The following is a 16,233-nucleotide window of genomic DNA, read 5'->3' as shown; positions in this document are numbered from 1 at the left end:
GAAAAGTTTTTATGTCAGGGGATGATAATAGAATAGACCATTGAGGGTCTTAGGTATATTTTTGTTTAATGAGTACGTTCGGCTCTTTCGTTAAAGCTATATGAAAAGCATCTACACTTTTAACAGAAGAGCCCACTATAATCTATCAAACATGACCCAAATATCAAGCACAAATCGCATCTCATCTATGTATAACAACAATAAAGGCTGAAATCCACAATCGGATATCAGCCCATTAGTTTTAGGTATTGTAGGAGTGAACCTTACGTTCTTCGTTAGAAAATGAGTGAGACTTACTATGTTAAGATTTGTCTTTGCTTCATTTCCAAGTATTTATTGATAACATCAATACTGAGTTTGTCTGGCGTTGTCAAAACACTATAGATACCATGCTGACGCAGTGTTGATACTATCAAACGCTTTTCATTAGCAAACTTCTCAGCAATAACATGCTGGTAATATTCCTCTGTTGAGTGTTTCGGAGAACGAATATAATCATTCATCTCTGCATCTTCAAAAAAGACAACGAGCACACGATGCCACTGACTAAGCAACTTCAAGTAAGCCAACTGACGATTGAGAGCAGTCATACCAGAGAAGTTTGTGTAAATAACGAACAAACTACGCTTGCTAACTTGTTTATGTACATTGGCACATAAACCACTAAAATCACTTTCGCCAAACCTCGTTTCCTGTGCGTAAAGTGACTCTAAGAGAAGTTGCATCTGACCAGTTTGCTTCGAAGGAGCAACAAACGTGTCCATTTTATCAGCAAAGGTTATCAAGCCAGCCTTATCATCACGGCGCATGGCAACGTATGACAACACCAAAGAAGCATTGATACTATAGTCGAGAAGCGTCATTCCACGGAACGATTGCTGCATAACACGTCCCTTATCAATAACCGAGAATATCTGCTGAGAGCGCTCATCACGATAGACATTCACCATCAACTGATTGCGACGTGCACTTGCCTTCCAGTTTATACTTCGGTATTCATCGCCTTTTACATAGTCTTTTATCTGCTCAAACTCAGTATTGTTACCTGCCCGACGTATACGCTTTATACCCATTTCGGTAAGGTTATTGCTTATCGCAAGAAGTTCATAACGATTCAGCATCATATAAGAAGGATAGACCTTTACGTCTTCTGCGTTACCCAACGTATAACGACGTTCGACAAGTCCCAAGACTGTACGTGTGAAGCAACGAATCTTACCAAAGGAGTAGACGCCACGCTTCATCGGTCTGAGCGTATAACGAATTGTATTCTTACCCATCGCTGTTAGCTGACTCTTATAGCTAATGTCTCTCCGTTGGAACACCTCTGGCGCCTCATCTATTACCGTCAGCCATACAGGGAAGGAGTACTTACTTTCCAGACTTACCTTGACAACATTCTTATCACCATTAGAGAAACGTTCTGAACAGGTTCGCTTCGCTGTTATTCCACGACGATGATAGAGCATAACAGCATCGACCACAACCATAGCAGCAAAGATAAAGAGAAGTATCTTTGCACCCATGAAAAGCTGTGGGAACACATAACCAAAGCCTGCGAGCAGGGTAAGGCTTGCTAATATAAAATAAAACCTTTTAGTAAGGAACATTTCGTCTTTATTTATTTGAGTGCTTCTCGGCTAACCTCATTACTTAGGTACTTCGACCTTGTCAATCAACTTCTGTGCAACCTTCAATGGGGTATATCCCTCCATTTCAGCCTCAGCAGTAAGGATAAGACGATGTTGAAGAATACTTGGCGTAACAAACTTAATGTCTTCTGGTGTTACAAAGTCGCGACCACCCAATAAAGCTGAAGCCTTAGCAGCATTGAGCATAGCCACAGAAGCACGTGGACTGGCACCGAGATAGACAGCCTTTGAGGTACGTGTCTGCTGTACGATGTTTGCAATATAGCGTAAAAGGCTCTCCTCAATGAATACCGTATCAAGCTTCTTGCGCATCTGCAGCAGTTCGTCAATGGTAAGTATTGGCTTAACATCTTCCAACTTGATGAGGTTTCGCTTCTCCTGATGACGCTTAAGGATATTCATTTCCTCATCAACAGAAGGATAACCCATGCTTATCTTAAAGAGGAAACGGTCGAGTTGCGCCTCTGGTAGACGATAAGTACCTTCCTGTTCTACTGGGTTCTGCGTCGCAATGATTGTATAAACATCGCTCATACGACGAGTTGTACCATCAATTGTCACCTGACGTTCCTCCATTACCTCGAAAAGAGCAGCCTGTGTCTTTGCAGGAGCACGGTTGATTTCATCTACAAGAACGAGATCTGAGAACACAGGACCTTCATGGAAGTCAAACTCAGAGGTCTTCATATTGAAGACTGTCGTACCGAGTACATCACTTGGCATGAGGTCTGGCGTGAATTGAATACGACTGAAACGTGCATCAATCAGGCGAGACAACAGACGTGCCAACAAGGTCTTAGCAACTCCTGGCACACCTTCAATCAGCACATGACCATCTGCAAGAATCGCTGTTAACAACAAGGCAACTGCCTCCTGCTGCCCAACAACAACCTTACTTATCTCTCCTCGCAACTGCATCACCTTTTCACTGAATGCAGCAAGGTCGGTTCTTTCTTCTTTATACTCTTCCATCTTATTTATTGTTTGCTCTTCAATTACATTATTCTTTTGCTCATCCATTGCGTTTATAGCTTATTGATTATCATATCCATACCGTCTATTGCCTTTCGCAGAGCAGCATCTTTTAGTTCATCATTACCCTGCAAATAACGATTGACACGGTCAAGTATCATTCGCACTTCAGCCTCTGGCATTCCCGTTCGAATGGCAATCTGTGCTATATTCTCCTTCCTTGACTCAACATCTTCGACATCTATCATCGTCATACGGCGTAAGGTCTCGCCAAAGTAACTATACTTTTTCTGCAGCAAGTCACGATTAATATGCTTCTGATGATAAAGGGTACCAATCAACTTCACGAACTCTAACGAACGATTTGCTGGTTCCTCTACCACTGGGATAACGCGTTGACGTCTACGTGCATAGAACATACAGAAGAGTAATAACCCTCCTAAGGTGAGATAAATAGCCCATCGGAGAGGCTCGTTTTGTAGCCAAAAGCGCAGTGGAGTATCCGTTTCATATTCTGTTTCAGGTCCGTATGCCTCAGTACGAATGATTGGCAAGCCTCGGAATTGGGACATCATACGGAAGATGAGACCATTAGTCTGCGTATCAAGGATACCATAATTGGTCATTAACAATGGACCACAAGATACAAAGAGTTCACCCTTTCCTCGCTTCACTCTAACCATATGTGCCAACCAATAGCCATCTGTAGAATCAGATTCCTCCGCTGAAAGCCAACTGCTAACCAAAGTATCGCACACTGCCTTCCCTTCTACTGTAACATTATTACCAGCCATCGCGGCATAGACAGCGTATTCTTTCTCCTGATAAGGCAACTGTTGAGACCAAACTAAGGTATCATAAGGAATTGACTGATTCACAATTGAGGACGTAACCTCCATAGGAGAGAACCCATATTGCCCATTAATAGCTACCTGCAAATCAGGGTATAGGGAATCAGGTTCGATAGAAGACGCTGCAATAAAAACCTTATTACCAGCTTTCAATAGTCTATCCAGCGCACGAATATCTGTTGCAGAAGGGCGAAAACTAACTGTTTGAATTAAGAAGGCGTGCGGTTTCTTACCATATCCGTCACGTTCCAACTGTGCTATTGTTTTCTTTGTCACCTCATACTTAGCAGGAACAGACTTCTCCATCAGCGAGTCGAACACCGCACAACCAAATGGTTGCTTATCATAATGATTAAAGGTAGGCTCCCAAACAAACTTTGAAGGCGCATTCCACTCTAATAGAAATACAAAGACAAGGAAGCCAGCTACGAAGAACCAAAAGCGCTTGTTCATTCCTTACCTCCTTTCTTTATCTTGCTTTCTAAGTCTAATAGTAGTTCTACGAGTTCTTCAGACGCTTGATAGTTGCCATATCTTACACGCATAAAAGCTGTAGTCATTCTTTCAAATTCTACTGATAGGAACTCACGAGTGTATTGAGTTGGCGTCTTATAGAGCTGCCAACTAATCTTATTACCATCTGATAACCAACGAAGTGTACGCAGATAGACAATTCGAACAGCCTTGTAATAATCCTTCTGTGCCATTGCTTTGGCATAAACAGCATCAAAGTCTACGCCATAGATATTGTCTTCTTCATCATTTTCATTCGCCACCTTACCCGCTCTACCAAAGAGTTTGAATTGATAACGGTACAAAATGAAAGCGATTAGAGCAATAAAAACAAGTGCAATAACAATGTATATCACGATACGGAAGTCCCCCTTACTCTGAATACTAAATAAATCAGAGAGGAACTCGCCTATCTTTGACATCAGCCAATCCCACCAATCAAGTTCAGGTGCCTGTAACTCTCGCGCATAGTTGTACGCTTCATCAGCACGGTACTGATGAAGCAACGCCGAATCACACGACAAAGTATCACTTAATGGCTGTAACATAGAACCGCTTTATCAGAGTTTATCAAAGTTATCAATGTCGGTATCTTTCTCTGCTAACTCCTCAAAGTGCTGTATGTCGTCCTCTACAGAGAAGCCATCTTCCTCCTCTGCGATGCTTCCATAGTGGAAAGCTAAGGCGAAGGTTGAGATTGTCATCGTAAGATACATACCAAAGTTCATAAATACTGATGACAAATAGACAAAGAAACTATATACTGGACTTGCAGCAAAAGAGCTTTGAGTAGTATCAGTAGCCAGCAAAACTGACTTCACAACCGTCAATATATACCAAGGGATTGATGTGAATGAAGACAAGATATTAGTCAAGAATCCTATCACAAACATCAAGCCAAACAATGATCCGAATGAATGAAAACCAAGTTTTAAGCCGCGTAATATAGAGCTAAACAACGTTTCCTTATCTTCAAAAACATAAACAGGTAACGCCATAGAAACAGGCAAGCAGCACACAATCAATGCAAGAATTGGTATTATAGCCAGTATCGGTGCACTTGTGATTGCAGTAAAGAAGATAATAAGAACCAAAACTCCTGCAAACAAAGCAACAAGCACCACGGTCATTAACAACGAGCGTTTAATCACTTGAATGATTATAGGTTTTAAGTCGCTCAGTGTCGTATTACGAAGTCTATTTGGACTCTTATGATAGTATTTCACCATGCTATAGCAGATTCCAGCCAACAAGGTAGAACCTATCAGCAGACAAATACCATATCCCACGTACGAAACACCGAATCTAAGGAGCATCCCCTGTGTCACGTCTACATCCTCTCCGACATCGAAGGTATTGGTATAATAAGGTGCTAAGACCTTCGTCATCATCTCCATAGCGAAACCTTGTACCAAACAAAGTGGCAAGAGTAGATAGGTACATGCACGCAACAAAAACTTAAAGTTCTCACGAATAAACTCAAAAATCGCTGAGAACTTCTCGCCGAAACTACGAACTTTATAAAGTTCAATCTTTGGTCTTTCTATTTGCATTTTCTAAATGATAATTACGCTTATAAGGTAAGTAAATAAAATAATACACGACAAACGCCAATGATACGAGTATGATACCAAGGCGGATAAAGTTGTTCAACTCTGTATGACGAGTAATGAATCCTTCGATAAAACCTGCCAAAATGAAGATTGGTACAGTTCCAACAACGATCTTCATTCCCCTCTTTGCACCTCGCTGAAAGCTAACCAAACGCGAGTAGGTACCTGGGAATAACCAACCATTACCAATTGCCAAGCCTGCAGCACCTGCCACAATAATTGCTGAAAGTTCCAACGTTCCATGCAACATCGTCGCTAAAAGGCTTTCGCCTAATAATCCATGCTGATAAAAGAAAGTATCAAAACACCCTACCATGATACCATTTCGGAACAAAAGAAAGCCTGACATAAAGCTTGTCAATACGCCCGAAACAAACACATTAAACGATACCATGATATTGTTCAGCGTAATACCAATAAACATACCTCCCTCTTCTTCATTGCCATATACGCCCATCGGCTCACCCTTCGCTATATTCTCAAGGGTCATATCCATATAGCTGTCGCCAAGTATCAAGCGTGGGAAGGACTCGTCTCCTAAGGTAGAAACAACGCCTATCAGTACACTCACCATAAAAATAATGAATGAGAGAAGCAGTAACTTACGCTCTTTCCACATCACGTCAGGCACCTCCTGCGTCCAGAAAGTCACCAAACGCGACCACTTCTCCCGTTTATTACGGTAGATTTCATTATGAAGTGCAGAAGCAAGTTTGTTGAGATAGATGGTAATACGTGAATGAGGATAATGTGTCTGTGCAAAAGCGAGGTCGGCTGTAAGCTCAGTATAAGCATCAGCCAACTGGTCAGGCATCTCAAACTTGACATTATCTATCATGCCTTCCATTGCCCGCCATTTCTCAATATTATTGCGTATGAAAAGAATCTCTTTCATGCAAAGTCCACACGTAATTTACACATTATTATCATTTACGCAACAAATTTAGAGTTTTTTTCTTACATTTGCAACAGAAACAACATTTAATTATCAAGAAAATGCCCGAAGCCAATATCATAACAGGCCAGTACGTCCAGATAAGTCAGTCGCCGGCAAGTTTAGGAGAGCGTATCGTTGCACAAATAATTGATGACTTCCTAATTATCTGCTATCTGGTTGGTGTGTCGCTCCTGATAGCTGAGTTAGACTTTTTTTATAGAACGAAAATGTTATTCTTCCTAATAGCCATCTACCTTCCTGCCATCTTTTACCACTTCCTTATGGAACTTTTCAACCATGGGCAAAGTGTTGGTAAGATGGTGATGCGTATCCGTGTTGTGAAGAAAGACGGAACAACACCGGGCATTGGTGACTTTTTTATGCGTTGGCTTCTACAACTTGTCGACCTTGGTTTCTCTGGTGTTGGTGCACTTGTCATTCTTATCTCTAAGAATTCACAACGTCTCGGCGACCTCGCAGCAGGAACAATGGTCATCCAACTCAACGATTATCGCAAGATTCAAGTCTCACTTGACGAGTTCTATTACCTTGATAGAAAGTATAAACCTGTCTATCCACAAGCTGAAGACCTCTCTCTTAACCAGCTTGATGTCATCCAACGTACCCTCAATTTAGAGTACGGATACGAGCGTGAACGTCGTATTGCTTCCCTTGCGAAGAAAGTGCGAACGCACCTCAACATCTCTGATACCAATACTGCTGACGAGAAGTTCCTTTATACTATCGTACGTGATTACCAGCATTTCACGTTGGAAATAATATAAAGAAATAGGGAAAAGAAAGTATAAGGTAGCATGGTAATCTAACAGAACTGTGCTGTATAACTTTGGTATTAGTGCCTTACGATGCCATGTTATAACGACAACAATAAAGCGTTCTACCCATTTTTATCCAACGTATTATTGTTTAGCACATGATGTGCAAATGCCCAACACACATGGTGCTCATGCCTAACACATAATGTGCGGAGCATTAAGCACATCGCTATTGGTTATCAAAACAAGCACGTCTAATCGTTAGAAAAGAGTTATGATGACGTCTCTTAGAAAAAAGATAATAGCTATTGGAGGTGCATTGGCTTACCCTACCATAAGTCTTTCACCTGATATTACAAGAGAACACTTCTCTGGGAAGTGGGTACTTGTGACGGGTGCATCGCATGGAATAGGGAGAGCATTAACCGAAAAACTAATTAGTGCAGGTGCAAATGTCTTCCTCATTGCTCGAAGTGAAGCGGACTTACGCCTCTTATGTGCCAAAGCTAAGCAAATGGGTAGCAGTGCAGACTATTGCGCAATAGACCTAAGAGACAGGGAAAAACTGGAGCAGCTTTGCCAAAAACTAAGGGAAACACTACCGCTGTTGGATTACTTCTTTTGCAATGCGGGTAAATCTATCCATCGCAAGATCAATGATGCGCAGGACCGCCTACACGACTATGACCGTACGATGGACCTCAACTATCGTTCCTTGGTTGCGCTATCATTAGCTATCTTACCTGCCTTGAAAGCAAGTAAAGGGAGTATCATCTATTCTTCATCAGTGAGTACACTCTATCCAATGGCACCGGGCTGGTCGGCTTATCATGCCTCAAAAAGTGCGGCAAATACATGGTGCGAGACGGCAAACAGCGAGTTTGCGCCGTTAGGTGTTCACGTGCAGATAGCTTATTTACCCTTGGTTCACACTGCGATGTCAGATGTCAACGAACAATACAAGCACTTACCTGCATACACACCAGCTGATGCAGCCAATATTCTATTGAAACTTGCTATACGGAAGGTCAGGACTTATAAACCTTGGTGGGCAAAGTTTTCTGCCCCAATAGCCTATCTCTTTGCTCCGATTATTCACCTATATTATAAGCGATTGCTATGAGAAGAAAGAATGAAGCTATCCTTTCTATCCTCTATCGCTTACACATAATCTCACCAAAGGGCATATTTGTGTGGGCTAAAAGCCTCATCTATGAAGGCATCAGCCTAATGGCGTTGCTCCGTTTTGCGGCTCATTTCTATCCGCATCGTTGTGCTATCACTGACGAGAAGCAATCTCTAAGCTATCAAGAACTCTATATCCGTACGCGTCAACTCGCTGAGATTCTTCACACAGAATACCATCTCCAACCTAAAATGAGTGTGGCTTTGCTTGGACGTAACAGTCTTATTTTGACTCTCCTGCTGCATGCACTTTCACGATTGGGCATTCGCACTACCTTATTAAGTACCGACTTGGGAACAGAACAGATAACAGCTGATTTGCAAAAGCATCGTTACCACCTTATTATATACGATTCAGATATCAAACAGATACCTACAGAACTTCCCTGCATAGCTATTACAACTGAGAAGATAAATGACATCCTTTTAGATAAGCATTCTCAAATAAAGAAAAGAAAACTCCCTAAAATCTGGCGAGGGAGAGAAATCGTCATTCACTCTGGAGGAACAAGTGGTAAATTCAAGACCATTGCTCGTCGTCCCTCTGTTACCTCTTTTCTCCCTCCATTGTTTGCCTTACTGCGCGACATCAGAATTTATCAATATGAGCGTGTGCTGATTTCACTGCCCTTCTACCATGGTTTTGGACTTTCAACGCTTATCATCTCCTTGCTTATGGGCAAGAAGATATGCCTACAAAAACGCTTCGATGCTATCAAAACCTTAGAGATTATTCAGCGTGAACAGATAGAGGTCATGCCTATTGTTCCTGCTATGCTCTCACGTTTTTGGCAGATTGAAAATGCAAAGGGGAAGATGAAGAATCTACGTTGTCTTATAAGCGGTGGCGACAGACTGCCTAAAAGCCTCATCGACACGACCCATAAAGAAATAGGAGAGGTAATCTTTAACCTATATGGTACGTCTGAAGCAGGATTCTTTATGCTTGCTAATCCTAAAGAATTAGCTTCTTTCGAAGAGACTACCTTAGGTAAACCCATTCAAGGAGTCGACTGTAAGGTAAAAGACTGTAATCGTCAAGGGATAGGAACACTTTGGGTTCGTTCTCGTTGGGCAATGCGAGGACTGCGAAATCAATGGCAAAATACAGGCGATTTAGTCTCACAGAATAGCGAAGGTTACTTCTTTCATCATGGGAGAACCGACCGAATGGTGGTCTGCGGAGGTGAGAACGTACAGCCAGAACACATTGAGCAGGTTCTTCTCTCCCACCCTATGATTATTGCTGCACGTGCCTTTACCGTTCCCGACCCTAACTTTGGCAATGTCATCCACACAGAAATAGAATGTACACCAAAGGCTACACTAACAGAGGCAACACTCCTCGACTGGCTCCGCCCACAACTGTCACGGGCAGAAATGCCGCATAGCATCCACTTCAAAACCATTGAAATGCTCTCAACTGGTAAGCAGAAAGCCCGCTAACGGCTCAAGATTTTAATTCCAAACACAAGTTGTTCCGATTTCTTTTCATGATAAAAAGGAATTATCTTCATGAAAGAAAACATTTTTCTTCACGACAAGAAATATTTCTTTTCATGAAAATAATTTGAGAAGACACAAAAGATAAAATCAATATAGGAGGACCAAGAGAGTGGAAAAGATCCTTGCTGTCTCTTTCATACACTAACAATAAAGCCATCATCCACAGTCTATTGCCGTAGATGATGGCTTTACTTTTATAGAATCATACCCTCTCTTAGAGAGGTAGCTTATTCCTTTTCCTCTTGAGGAAGCATGATAAGGGCTTCTTGTTTCTTACCATCCATCATAATCTTTAATGGATTTGGGAAACGAACATGGCGTACCCACTGAGTTTCTTCCACAGCTGGAAGGGCATCAAGTACACTGCGCTGATAGAATCCATCTTCCTTATAAGGATTAATTGTGAAATAGCCTACACCGAAAGAGGTGAGATTTTGGAAGAAATGTGTTCCCTGACTTGGGTCTACACGATAGTGTTCCAGTCCCTCCTCAACGATGACACGGGCTGCCGAGATATGTGGCCACTTCACAGGAATACCCAACCAAGGGTCGCTTGAACCCCATCGACCCGGCCCAATGAGTACATAGTTTTTGTCAGTATCAAGGAACTTACGGTTTATCCGTTCTATCTCATCAGCAATAGTTGGGTTGTTAGATGCTGTAAAAGAGCTGTCGGTCTTTACATACACAACATCTTGTACATCGTCTGAAACGCCATGTCCCAAAGAGTTATGACTCCGCAAGAGACATTGATCATCAGGAATAGTCGTGAGATCTTCGTCTAACATCTGCTTAGAATCAACGATTGGACGAATCTGCAGGAGATATAATTCACCCGTTCGGTCATCATTCAGATTAACAGCGAACTCTATCTCCACAGGGCGACGCATAGCCTCAGCACCGTATGTCATTGCCATTTGTAACAACTCTGGTAGTGGAAAGACATTTTGTTGGAGGACACCACAGAAAGAGATAACCTTTCTTCCTCCCTCATAGAGTCCATCATAAATGGCATGGTCTTCGGGAGAATAAGTGGAGGTGATATATTGTAGACTGCCATCTGTCTCTGCATCTTTCACACGTAGTTTGAGGATATTAAAGCCGTCATCCACCTTAAAATCCTCACTGATATGCTTCATGTCGAGAGCATAGAACTGAGTTTGAGTTTCTCGCAAGGCTATTTCCATTTCGCTCATCTGTAAGACTTGATGCGGATGGAACGGACAAACACGCAGCGTCTGCCCACCATCAACAATATACTTACCTAAGCCCAATGCCAAAGAGGCAATACCTTCCTCTGCTTTCTCTTCTCCTATCGGATAATAGTTGAGAGAACGAAGAACGCCAGAGATGTTCGGATAGAAATGATCTCCATACTCCTTACCGACAACCTGCTGTAAAATAACTGCCATCTTCTCCTGATCAATGACGTTACTTGTGGCAGTCATATAGGCTTTGGAGTCACGATAATATACTGATGCATAGACAGCCTTAATCGCACAAGCCAACATTCGGAGCATTTCATACTTATCCTCAAGATAAGGAATCATATAGGTAGAATAGATGCCTGCGAACGGTTGGTAGTGACTATCTTCCAACAACGAACTGGAACGGACGGCTATTGGTGAACGAGTAGCTTCAAAGAAGGTAAAGAAGTCACCTATGAATTCATCGGGCAATTGGGCACGAAGGAAAGCTTGAAGTATCTCTTCATCGCTCGCATCACTCAAAGCAATCTGGTAAAGATTGTTTTGTTCCATAAAGCTATCGAAGACATCCGTACAAAGAACGACTGTCTTTGGTATCTGTACCTTTGCATTGGGGAAGCGATTGAAGTCTGGTCGGAGTTTAATAACATTATCAAGGAAAGCCAAGCCACGTCCCTTACCTCCCAACGAGCCATCTCCAATACGAGCAAAATGGGCATATCGGTCGAATTTTCGTCTATCAAACAGGGCTACAACACCCACATTGCGCATCCTTCGATAGGCGACAATGGCATCAAAGATAATCTGTCGGTGCATATCTACATCCTGCAGTTTATGCCATGTAATACCTTTTAGGAAGGAAGAAACTGGGAAAATGGCACGTGCAGAGAGCCAACGACTCATGTGATTGCGGGAGATATGATAGAGCATAGAGTCACGTGGAATCGTAAAGATATTATCCTGCAACTCTTTCAAGCTTCGAATACGCATCACCTCCTCACGTGTTTCTGGATTACGGAAAATGAAATCGCCAAAACCCATGTGTTCCTCGAGTAGGTGGCGAAGGTCTACACTCATCTTCTTCGAGTTCTTATCGACAAAGTGGAAACCTTCTGCCTCAGCCTTTTCACGGTTCTCACTCTCCGAACTTTCAATAATCAAAGGGAGATATTCATCTTCTTTCCTTATGGCACGAAGTAGTTTTAAGCCTGCCTCTGGATCTTTCTCTACTACAGGAATGTTCCCTTCTGTCGCAGAAGAGCCCTTATCTTCTACATTATTAATAGGGAATCTTACATCGGAGATAACACCCAAACAGTTGTCTTTATAACGTTGATAGATATCCCATGCTTCCTCGTAAGTACGTGCTAAGACAACCTTTGGACGTCCACGCTGGCGCAAAGAGGCATCGTGTCGGGTCAAGGCTTCAGTGGCAAAGTTCTGACTCTGCGTGAGAATATAGCTATATAAGTTAGGTAGAATAGATGAGTAGAAACGGATAGAATCTTCTACCAGCAATATCATCTGTACACCAACCTCATGGATATCATTGTCTATATTCATCTTATCCTCCATCAACTTAATGATAGAAAGAATGAGATTGGTATTTCCCAACCAACAGAACACATAATCAAAGATACTAAGATCTTCGTTTTGTATACGCTTTGTAATACCATGAGAGAAGGGAGTCAGTACCACACAGTGGATGTCTGGGAACTCTGCCTTTACAGCTCTTGCCACATCAAAAGCATCATTATCAGCATTACCCGGCATACAGATAACAAGGTCAATGTCTACGGTATTGAGCACCTTAGAGGCCTCTTCGATAGTAGACACCTGTGTAAAGGTTGGCGGATAACGCAGACCTAATTCCATATACTCATTGTAGATCTTCTCTTCCACTCGTCCATCATCCTCCAACATGAAGGCATCGTATGGATTAGCTACAATCAAAACATTGTAGATTCGTCGCATCATCAGATTGACGAAACTAACGTCTTTTAGGTAAAAATTACCCCATTCTGCAGGAATTTGCTCACTCATAATCCAAAACTTAATATTGGACAAAAATACAAAATAAATACAAGTCAACCTATCTTTTCGCAACTTAAATAATATATTTTTTATTACTTTGCATACTGGTTACCATTTTTTGCGACTTAAGTAGCTTCCAAAAAGAAAGAAAAAAATGAAAAATTTTTGATTTTCATTTGGACTTTTGATAGAATTTGGATATATTTGCCGTACCATTCTGAACTGAATGATACTATCTAACATAAACAAATAAAAGTCAATTTACTATGGAAGTCGAAAAAATCATGCAAGCACTGGAGCAAAAGCATCCAGGTGAGTCAGAGTATTTACAGGCCGTACATGAAGTACTCATGTCTGTAAAGGATGTTTACAATCAGCACCCAGAGTTTGAGCGCGCAAGTATTATTGAGCGTATTGTGGAGCCTGAGCGCATCATCACATTCCGTGTACCTTGGGTTGATGACCAGGGAAAAGTACAGGTAAACATTGGTTACCGCGTACAGTTTAATGGCGCTATCGGCCCATACAAGGGTGGTCTGCGCTTCCACGCATCAGTAAACCTCAGTATCTTGAAGTTCCTCGGTTTCGAGCAGACATTCAAGAATGCACTCACCACATTGCCTATGGGTGGTGGTAAGGGTGGTTCTGACTTCTCTCCACGTGGTAAGAGCGATGCTGAAATCATGCGTTTCTGCCAGGCTTTCATGAACGAGTTGTATCGTCACATCGGTCCTGACGAGGATGTTCCTGCAGGCGATATCGGTGTTGGTGGTCGTGAAATTGGTTACCTCTTCGGTCAGTATCGTAAGCTGACTCACCAGTTCCAGGGTATGCTCACAGGTAAGGGCAGAGAATGGGGTGGCTCTATCCTCCGTCCAGAGGCTACAGGTTATGGTGCACTCTACTTCGTTCACCAGATGATGGAGACTCATGGTCTTGATATCAAGGGTAAGACTGTTGCCATCTCAGGTTTCGGTAACGTTGCATGGGGTGCTGCTAAGAAGGCTACCGAACTTGGTGCAAAGGTTATCACATTGAGTGGTCCTGACGGTTATATCTATGACCCAGAAGGCATTAGTGGTGAGAAGATTGAGTACATGCTCGAACTCCGTAACAGTGGTAATGACGTATGTGAGCCATACGCAGAGAAATATCCTGGTTCACAGTTCTTTAAGGGCCGTAAACCTTGGGAGCAGAAGGCAGAGATCTATTTGCCATGTGCTACTCAGAACGAGCTTAATGGTGAGGATGCCGACAAGATTCTTGCTTACAAGCCATTGTGCGTAGCTGAGGTTTCAAATATGGGTTGTACAGCAGAGGCTGCTGATAAGTTCACTGCAGCGAAGCAGCTCTTCGCTCCTGGTAAGGCTGTTAACGCAGGTGGTGTGGCTACATCAGGTCTCGAAATGTCACAGAACTCTCTCCGTCTCTCATGGAGTCCGGAAGAGGTTGATCAGAAGCTCCATTACATCATGAGCTCTATCCATGAGCAGTGCGTGAAGTATGGCAAGCAGGCTGATGGTTACATCGATTATATTAAGGGCGCCAATATTGCGGGCTTCATGAAGGTAGCGAAGGCTATGCTTGCCCAGGGTGTCGTATAAATAGACCAGTCTATCTATTCCCTCTCCTGCTCTCCAAAGCAGGGAGGGAATAAACTCTATGAGAGAAGGCTGGCGATACTAATAAATTAATATGTATAGAACCAAACTTCTCCTTATAGCGTTATTTGCGCTATGCAACGTCTTTACACTGACTATAAAAGCACAGTCAGATGGTAAAGCTTCTTATTATAGTAACGGATTACACGGTCGCCGAATGAGTAATGGCGAACGTTATGACCGTAATGCTTTTACTTGTGCACATCGCACACTCCCCTTTGGTACACGTTTAAAGATTACGAATCCTCGTAATGGTAAGTCTGTCATTGTCCGCGTAACGGATCGTGGCCCATTTGTTCGTGGACGTGTCGTTGACTTATCATACGCTGCTGCACGCGAATTAGGTACACTTGCCAGTGGTGTGGCTTACGTGAAGGTTGAGCTTGTACGCAAAGAAACTGAGATACCATTCCCTTCTGAGTCAAATGGTACACTTGAAATGCCTGAAATTGAATATGGTACTGCTGGCGTATGCTATGAGTTTATCCCTGAATGGGAAAAGGTTGAAGAGGATAAACCTAAAGAGATCGAGCGCAAAGTTGACACGCGCTTAAATAATAAAAAGAATCTACAGCAAGGCAAGGTGGAGAAAGAAAACATTACTGAGACACGCAAGCAGGTACAAACTTCTACTCCAGCTAACCAGCAGGTTACAAAGACTAAGAGTCAGGCGACAGCCCGTACCACTCCTGCTGCAACCAACCGACAGCAGACTGCGCAGCAGAACAAGTCAGCCACACAACCTACTACTTCAAAGAACAATTCAAGTAGCAGTTGGACCAACTTCTTCAAACGTGTGAAGGATGGTGTGACTGGACTCTTTGAATAGAAAAGAATAAGACATAAGCAAGCTGCCCCTCCCCCTTCCCTTTCCCCATAGGGAGGGGCGTTAATATCGTGATATCCCCACAAAAAAAAAGTTCCTTCTGTTAAATGAGTGGACGCTTTTCGTATTGCTTTAACGTAAGAACCATAGTTACTCATCAAACAAAAACATGGATAAGACAGTTAACTATCTATCCTATTATCATCCTCTGACATTGAAAATCATTTCTTTTTAGACTTCGAAAATATGTAGACAAGGATTTGAAAAATCATTACATAATTTCAAAGAAGACATCTATAACTAACGGTAAAAACACATACACAAAGCAGCTTTGTAACCATCAGCAAGTCAATTAGTTATAAAGTAGTAAAATAAAAGGTGCTTAATTGGACTTCAAAAGGGCGTTAGTAAGAACCTTAAAGGGCATCTTTTGCAAGCTAATTAGGCGTCTTTTAGAAGCTAAAAGAGCATGTATTCAAAATTATGATGTGAAAAATTA

General features: G+C 42.3%; 12 protein-coding genes. 5 read left to right on the top strand and 7 right to left on the bottom strand.

What is annotated here, in order from left to right; genetic code table 11:
• Positions 1-296 precede the first annotated feature (296 nt).
• Genes HMPREF1505_RS10540 through HMPREF1505_RS10515 form a run of 6 tightly spaced genes read right to left on the bottom strand, consistent with a single transcriptional unit; the run spans position 297 to position 6,496 of the window.
• On the bottom strand, positions 297-1,610 hold the full coding sequence (locus HMPREF1505_RS10540; RefSeq protein ID WP_036925230.1) for a DUF58 domain-containing protein: 1,314 nt from the start codon (positions 1,608-1,610) through the stop codon (positions 297-299).
• A gap of 39 nt (positions 1,611-1,649) precedes the next feature.
• Positions 1,650-2,624, bottom strand: coding sequence for a MoxR family ATPase (locus tag HMPREF1505_RS10535; RefSeq protein ID WP_036925307.1), 975 nt, complete (start codon positions 2,622-2,624; stop codon positions 1,650-1,652).
• A 53-nt stretch (positions 2,625-2,677) separates the two neighbouring features.
• Positions 2,678-3,928 (bottom strand): DUF4350 domain-containing protein, encoded by a 1,251-nt coding sequence (locus tag HMPREF1505_RS10530; RefSeq protein WP_036925227.1) that lies wholly within the window; start codon positions 3,926-3,928, stop codon positions 2,678-2,680.
• Complete coding sequence (locus tag HMPREF1505_RS10525; RefSeq protein WP_036925224.1) at positions 3,925-4,536, bottom strand: DUF4129 domain-containing protein; 612 nt, start codon at positions 4,534-4,536, stop codon at positions 3,925-3,927. The genes HMPREF1505_RS10530 and HMPREF1505_RS10525 overlap by 4 nt, the downstream gene beginning before the upstream one ends.
• 12 nt (positions 4,537-4,548) lie before the next feature.
• Positions 4,549-5,541: a hypothetical protein gene (locus HMPREF1505_RS10520; RefSeq protein ID WP_036925221.1), complete on the bottom strand. Its 993-nt coding sequence runs from the start codon at positions 5,539-5,541 to the stop codon at positions 4,549-4,551.
• Positions 5,516-6,496, bottom strand: coding sequence for a stage II sporulation protein M (locus HMPREF1505_RS10515; RefSeq protein ID WP_036925219.1), 981 nt, complete (start codon positions 6,494-6,496; stop codon positions 5,516-5,518). Before HMPREF1505_RS10515 ends, HMPREF1505_RS10520 begins: the two co-directional genes overlap by 26 nt.
• Before the next feature lie 101 nt (positions 6,497-6,597).
• On the opposite strand from HMPREF1505_RS10515, the gene HMPREF1505_RS10510 reads away from it, so the two are divergent.
• From HMPREF1505_RS10510 to HMPREF1505_RS10500, 3 genes are all read left to right on the top strand, one after another.
• Positions 6,598-7,323, top strand: a complete 726-nt coding sequence (locus HMPREF1505_RS10510; RefSeq protein WP_036925217.1) for an RDD family protein — start codon at positions 6,598-6,600, stop codon at positions 7,321-7,323.
• Between the two features lie 265 nt (positions 7,324-7,588).
• Positions 7,589-8,437 carry an SDR family oxidoreductase gene (locus tag HMPREF1505_RS10505; protein WP_036925216.1) on the top strand — a complete coding sequence of 283 codons (849 nt, stop codon included), beginning with the start codon at positions 7,589-7,591 and terminating at the stop codon, positions 8,435-8,437.
• Entirely contained in the window at positions 8,434-9,945 is a 1,512-nt protein-coding gene (locus HMPREF1505_RS10500; protein WP_036925215.1) for a class I adenylate-forming enzyme family protein, read from the top strand. Before HMPREF1505_RS10505 ends, HMPREF1505_RS10500 begins: the two co-directional genes overlap by 4 nt.
• Positions 9,946-10,232: 287 nt before the next feature.
• Here HMPREF1505_RS10500 and HMPREF1505_RS10495 read toward each other — a convergent pair whose 3' ends face one another.
• Positions 10,233-13,256: a PEP/pyruvate-binding domain-containing protein gene (locus tag HMPREF1505_RS10495; RefSeq protein ID WP_036925306.1), complete on the bottom strand. Its 3,024-nt coding sequence runs from the start codon at positions 13,254-13,256 to the stop codon at positions 10,233-10,235.
• Positions 13,257-13,513: 257 nt separating this feature from the next.
• Here HMPREF1505_RS10495 and gdhA point away from each other — a divergent pair, with 257 nt between their 5' ends.
• On the top strand, positions 13,514-14,851 hold the full coding sequence (gdhA, locus tag HMPREF1505_RS10490) for an NADP-specific glutamate dehydrogenase (protein WP_013263955.1): 1,338 nt from the start codon (positions 13,514-13,516) through the stop codon (positions 14,849-14,851).
• Between the two features lie 91 nt (positions 14,852-14,942).
• The gene (locus HMPREF1505_RS10485; protein ID WP_036925213.1) at positions 14,943-15,737 is read left to right on the top strand and encodes a septal ring lytic transglycosylase RlpA family protein; all 795 of its coding nucleotides are present in this window, start codon (positions 14,943-14,945) and stop codon (positions 15,735-15,737) included.
• Positions 15,738-16,233 lie beyond the last annotated feature (496 nt).

Source organism: Prevotella sp. ICM33 (genome assembly GCF_000517825.1).
Taxonomy (GTDB): Bacteria; Bacteroidota; Bacteroidia; order Bacteroidales; family Bacteroidaceae; genus Prevotella; species Prevotella melaninogenica.
This window is presented reverse-complemented; position numbering and strand designations above follow the sequence as displayed.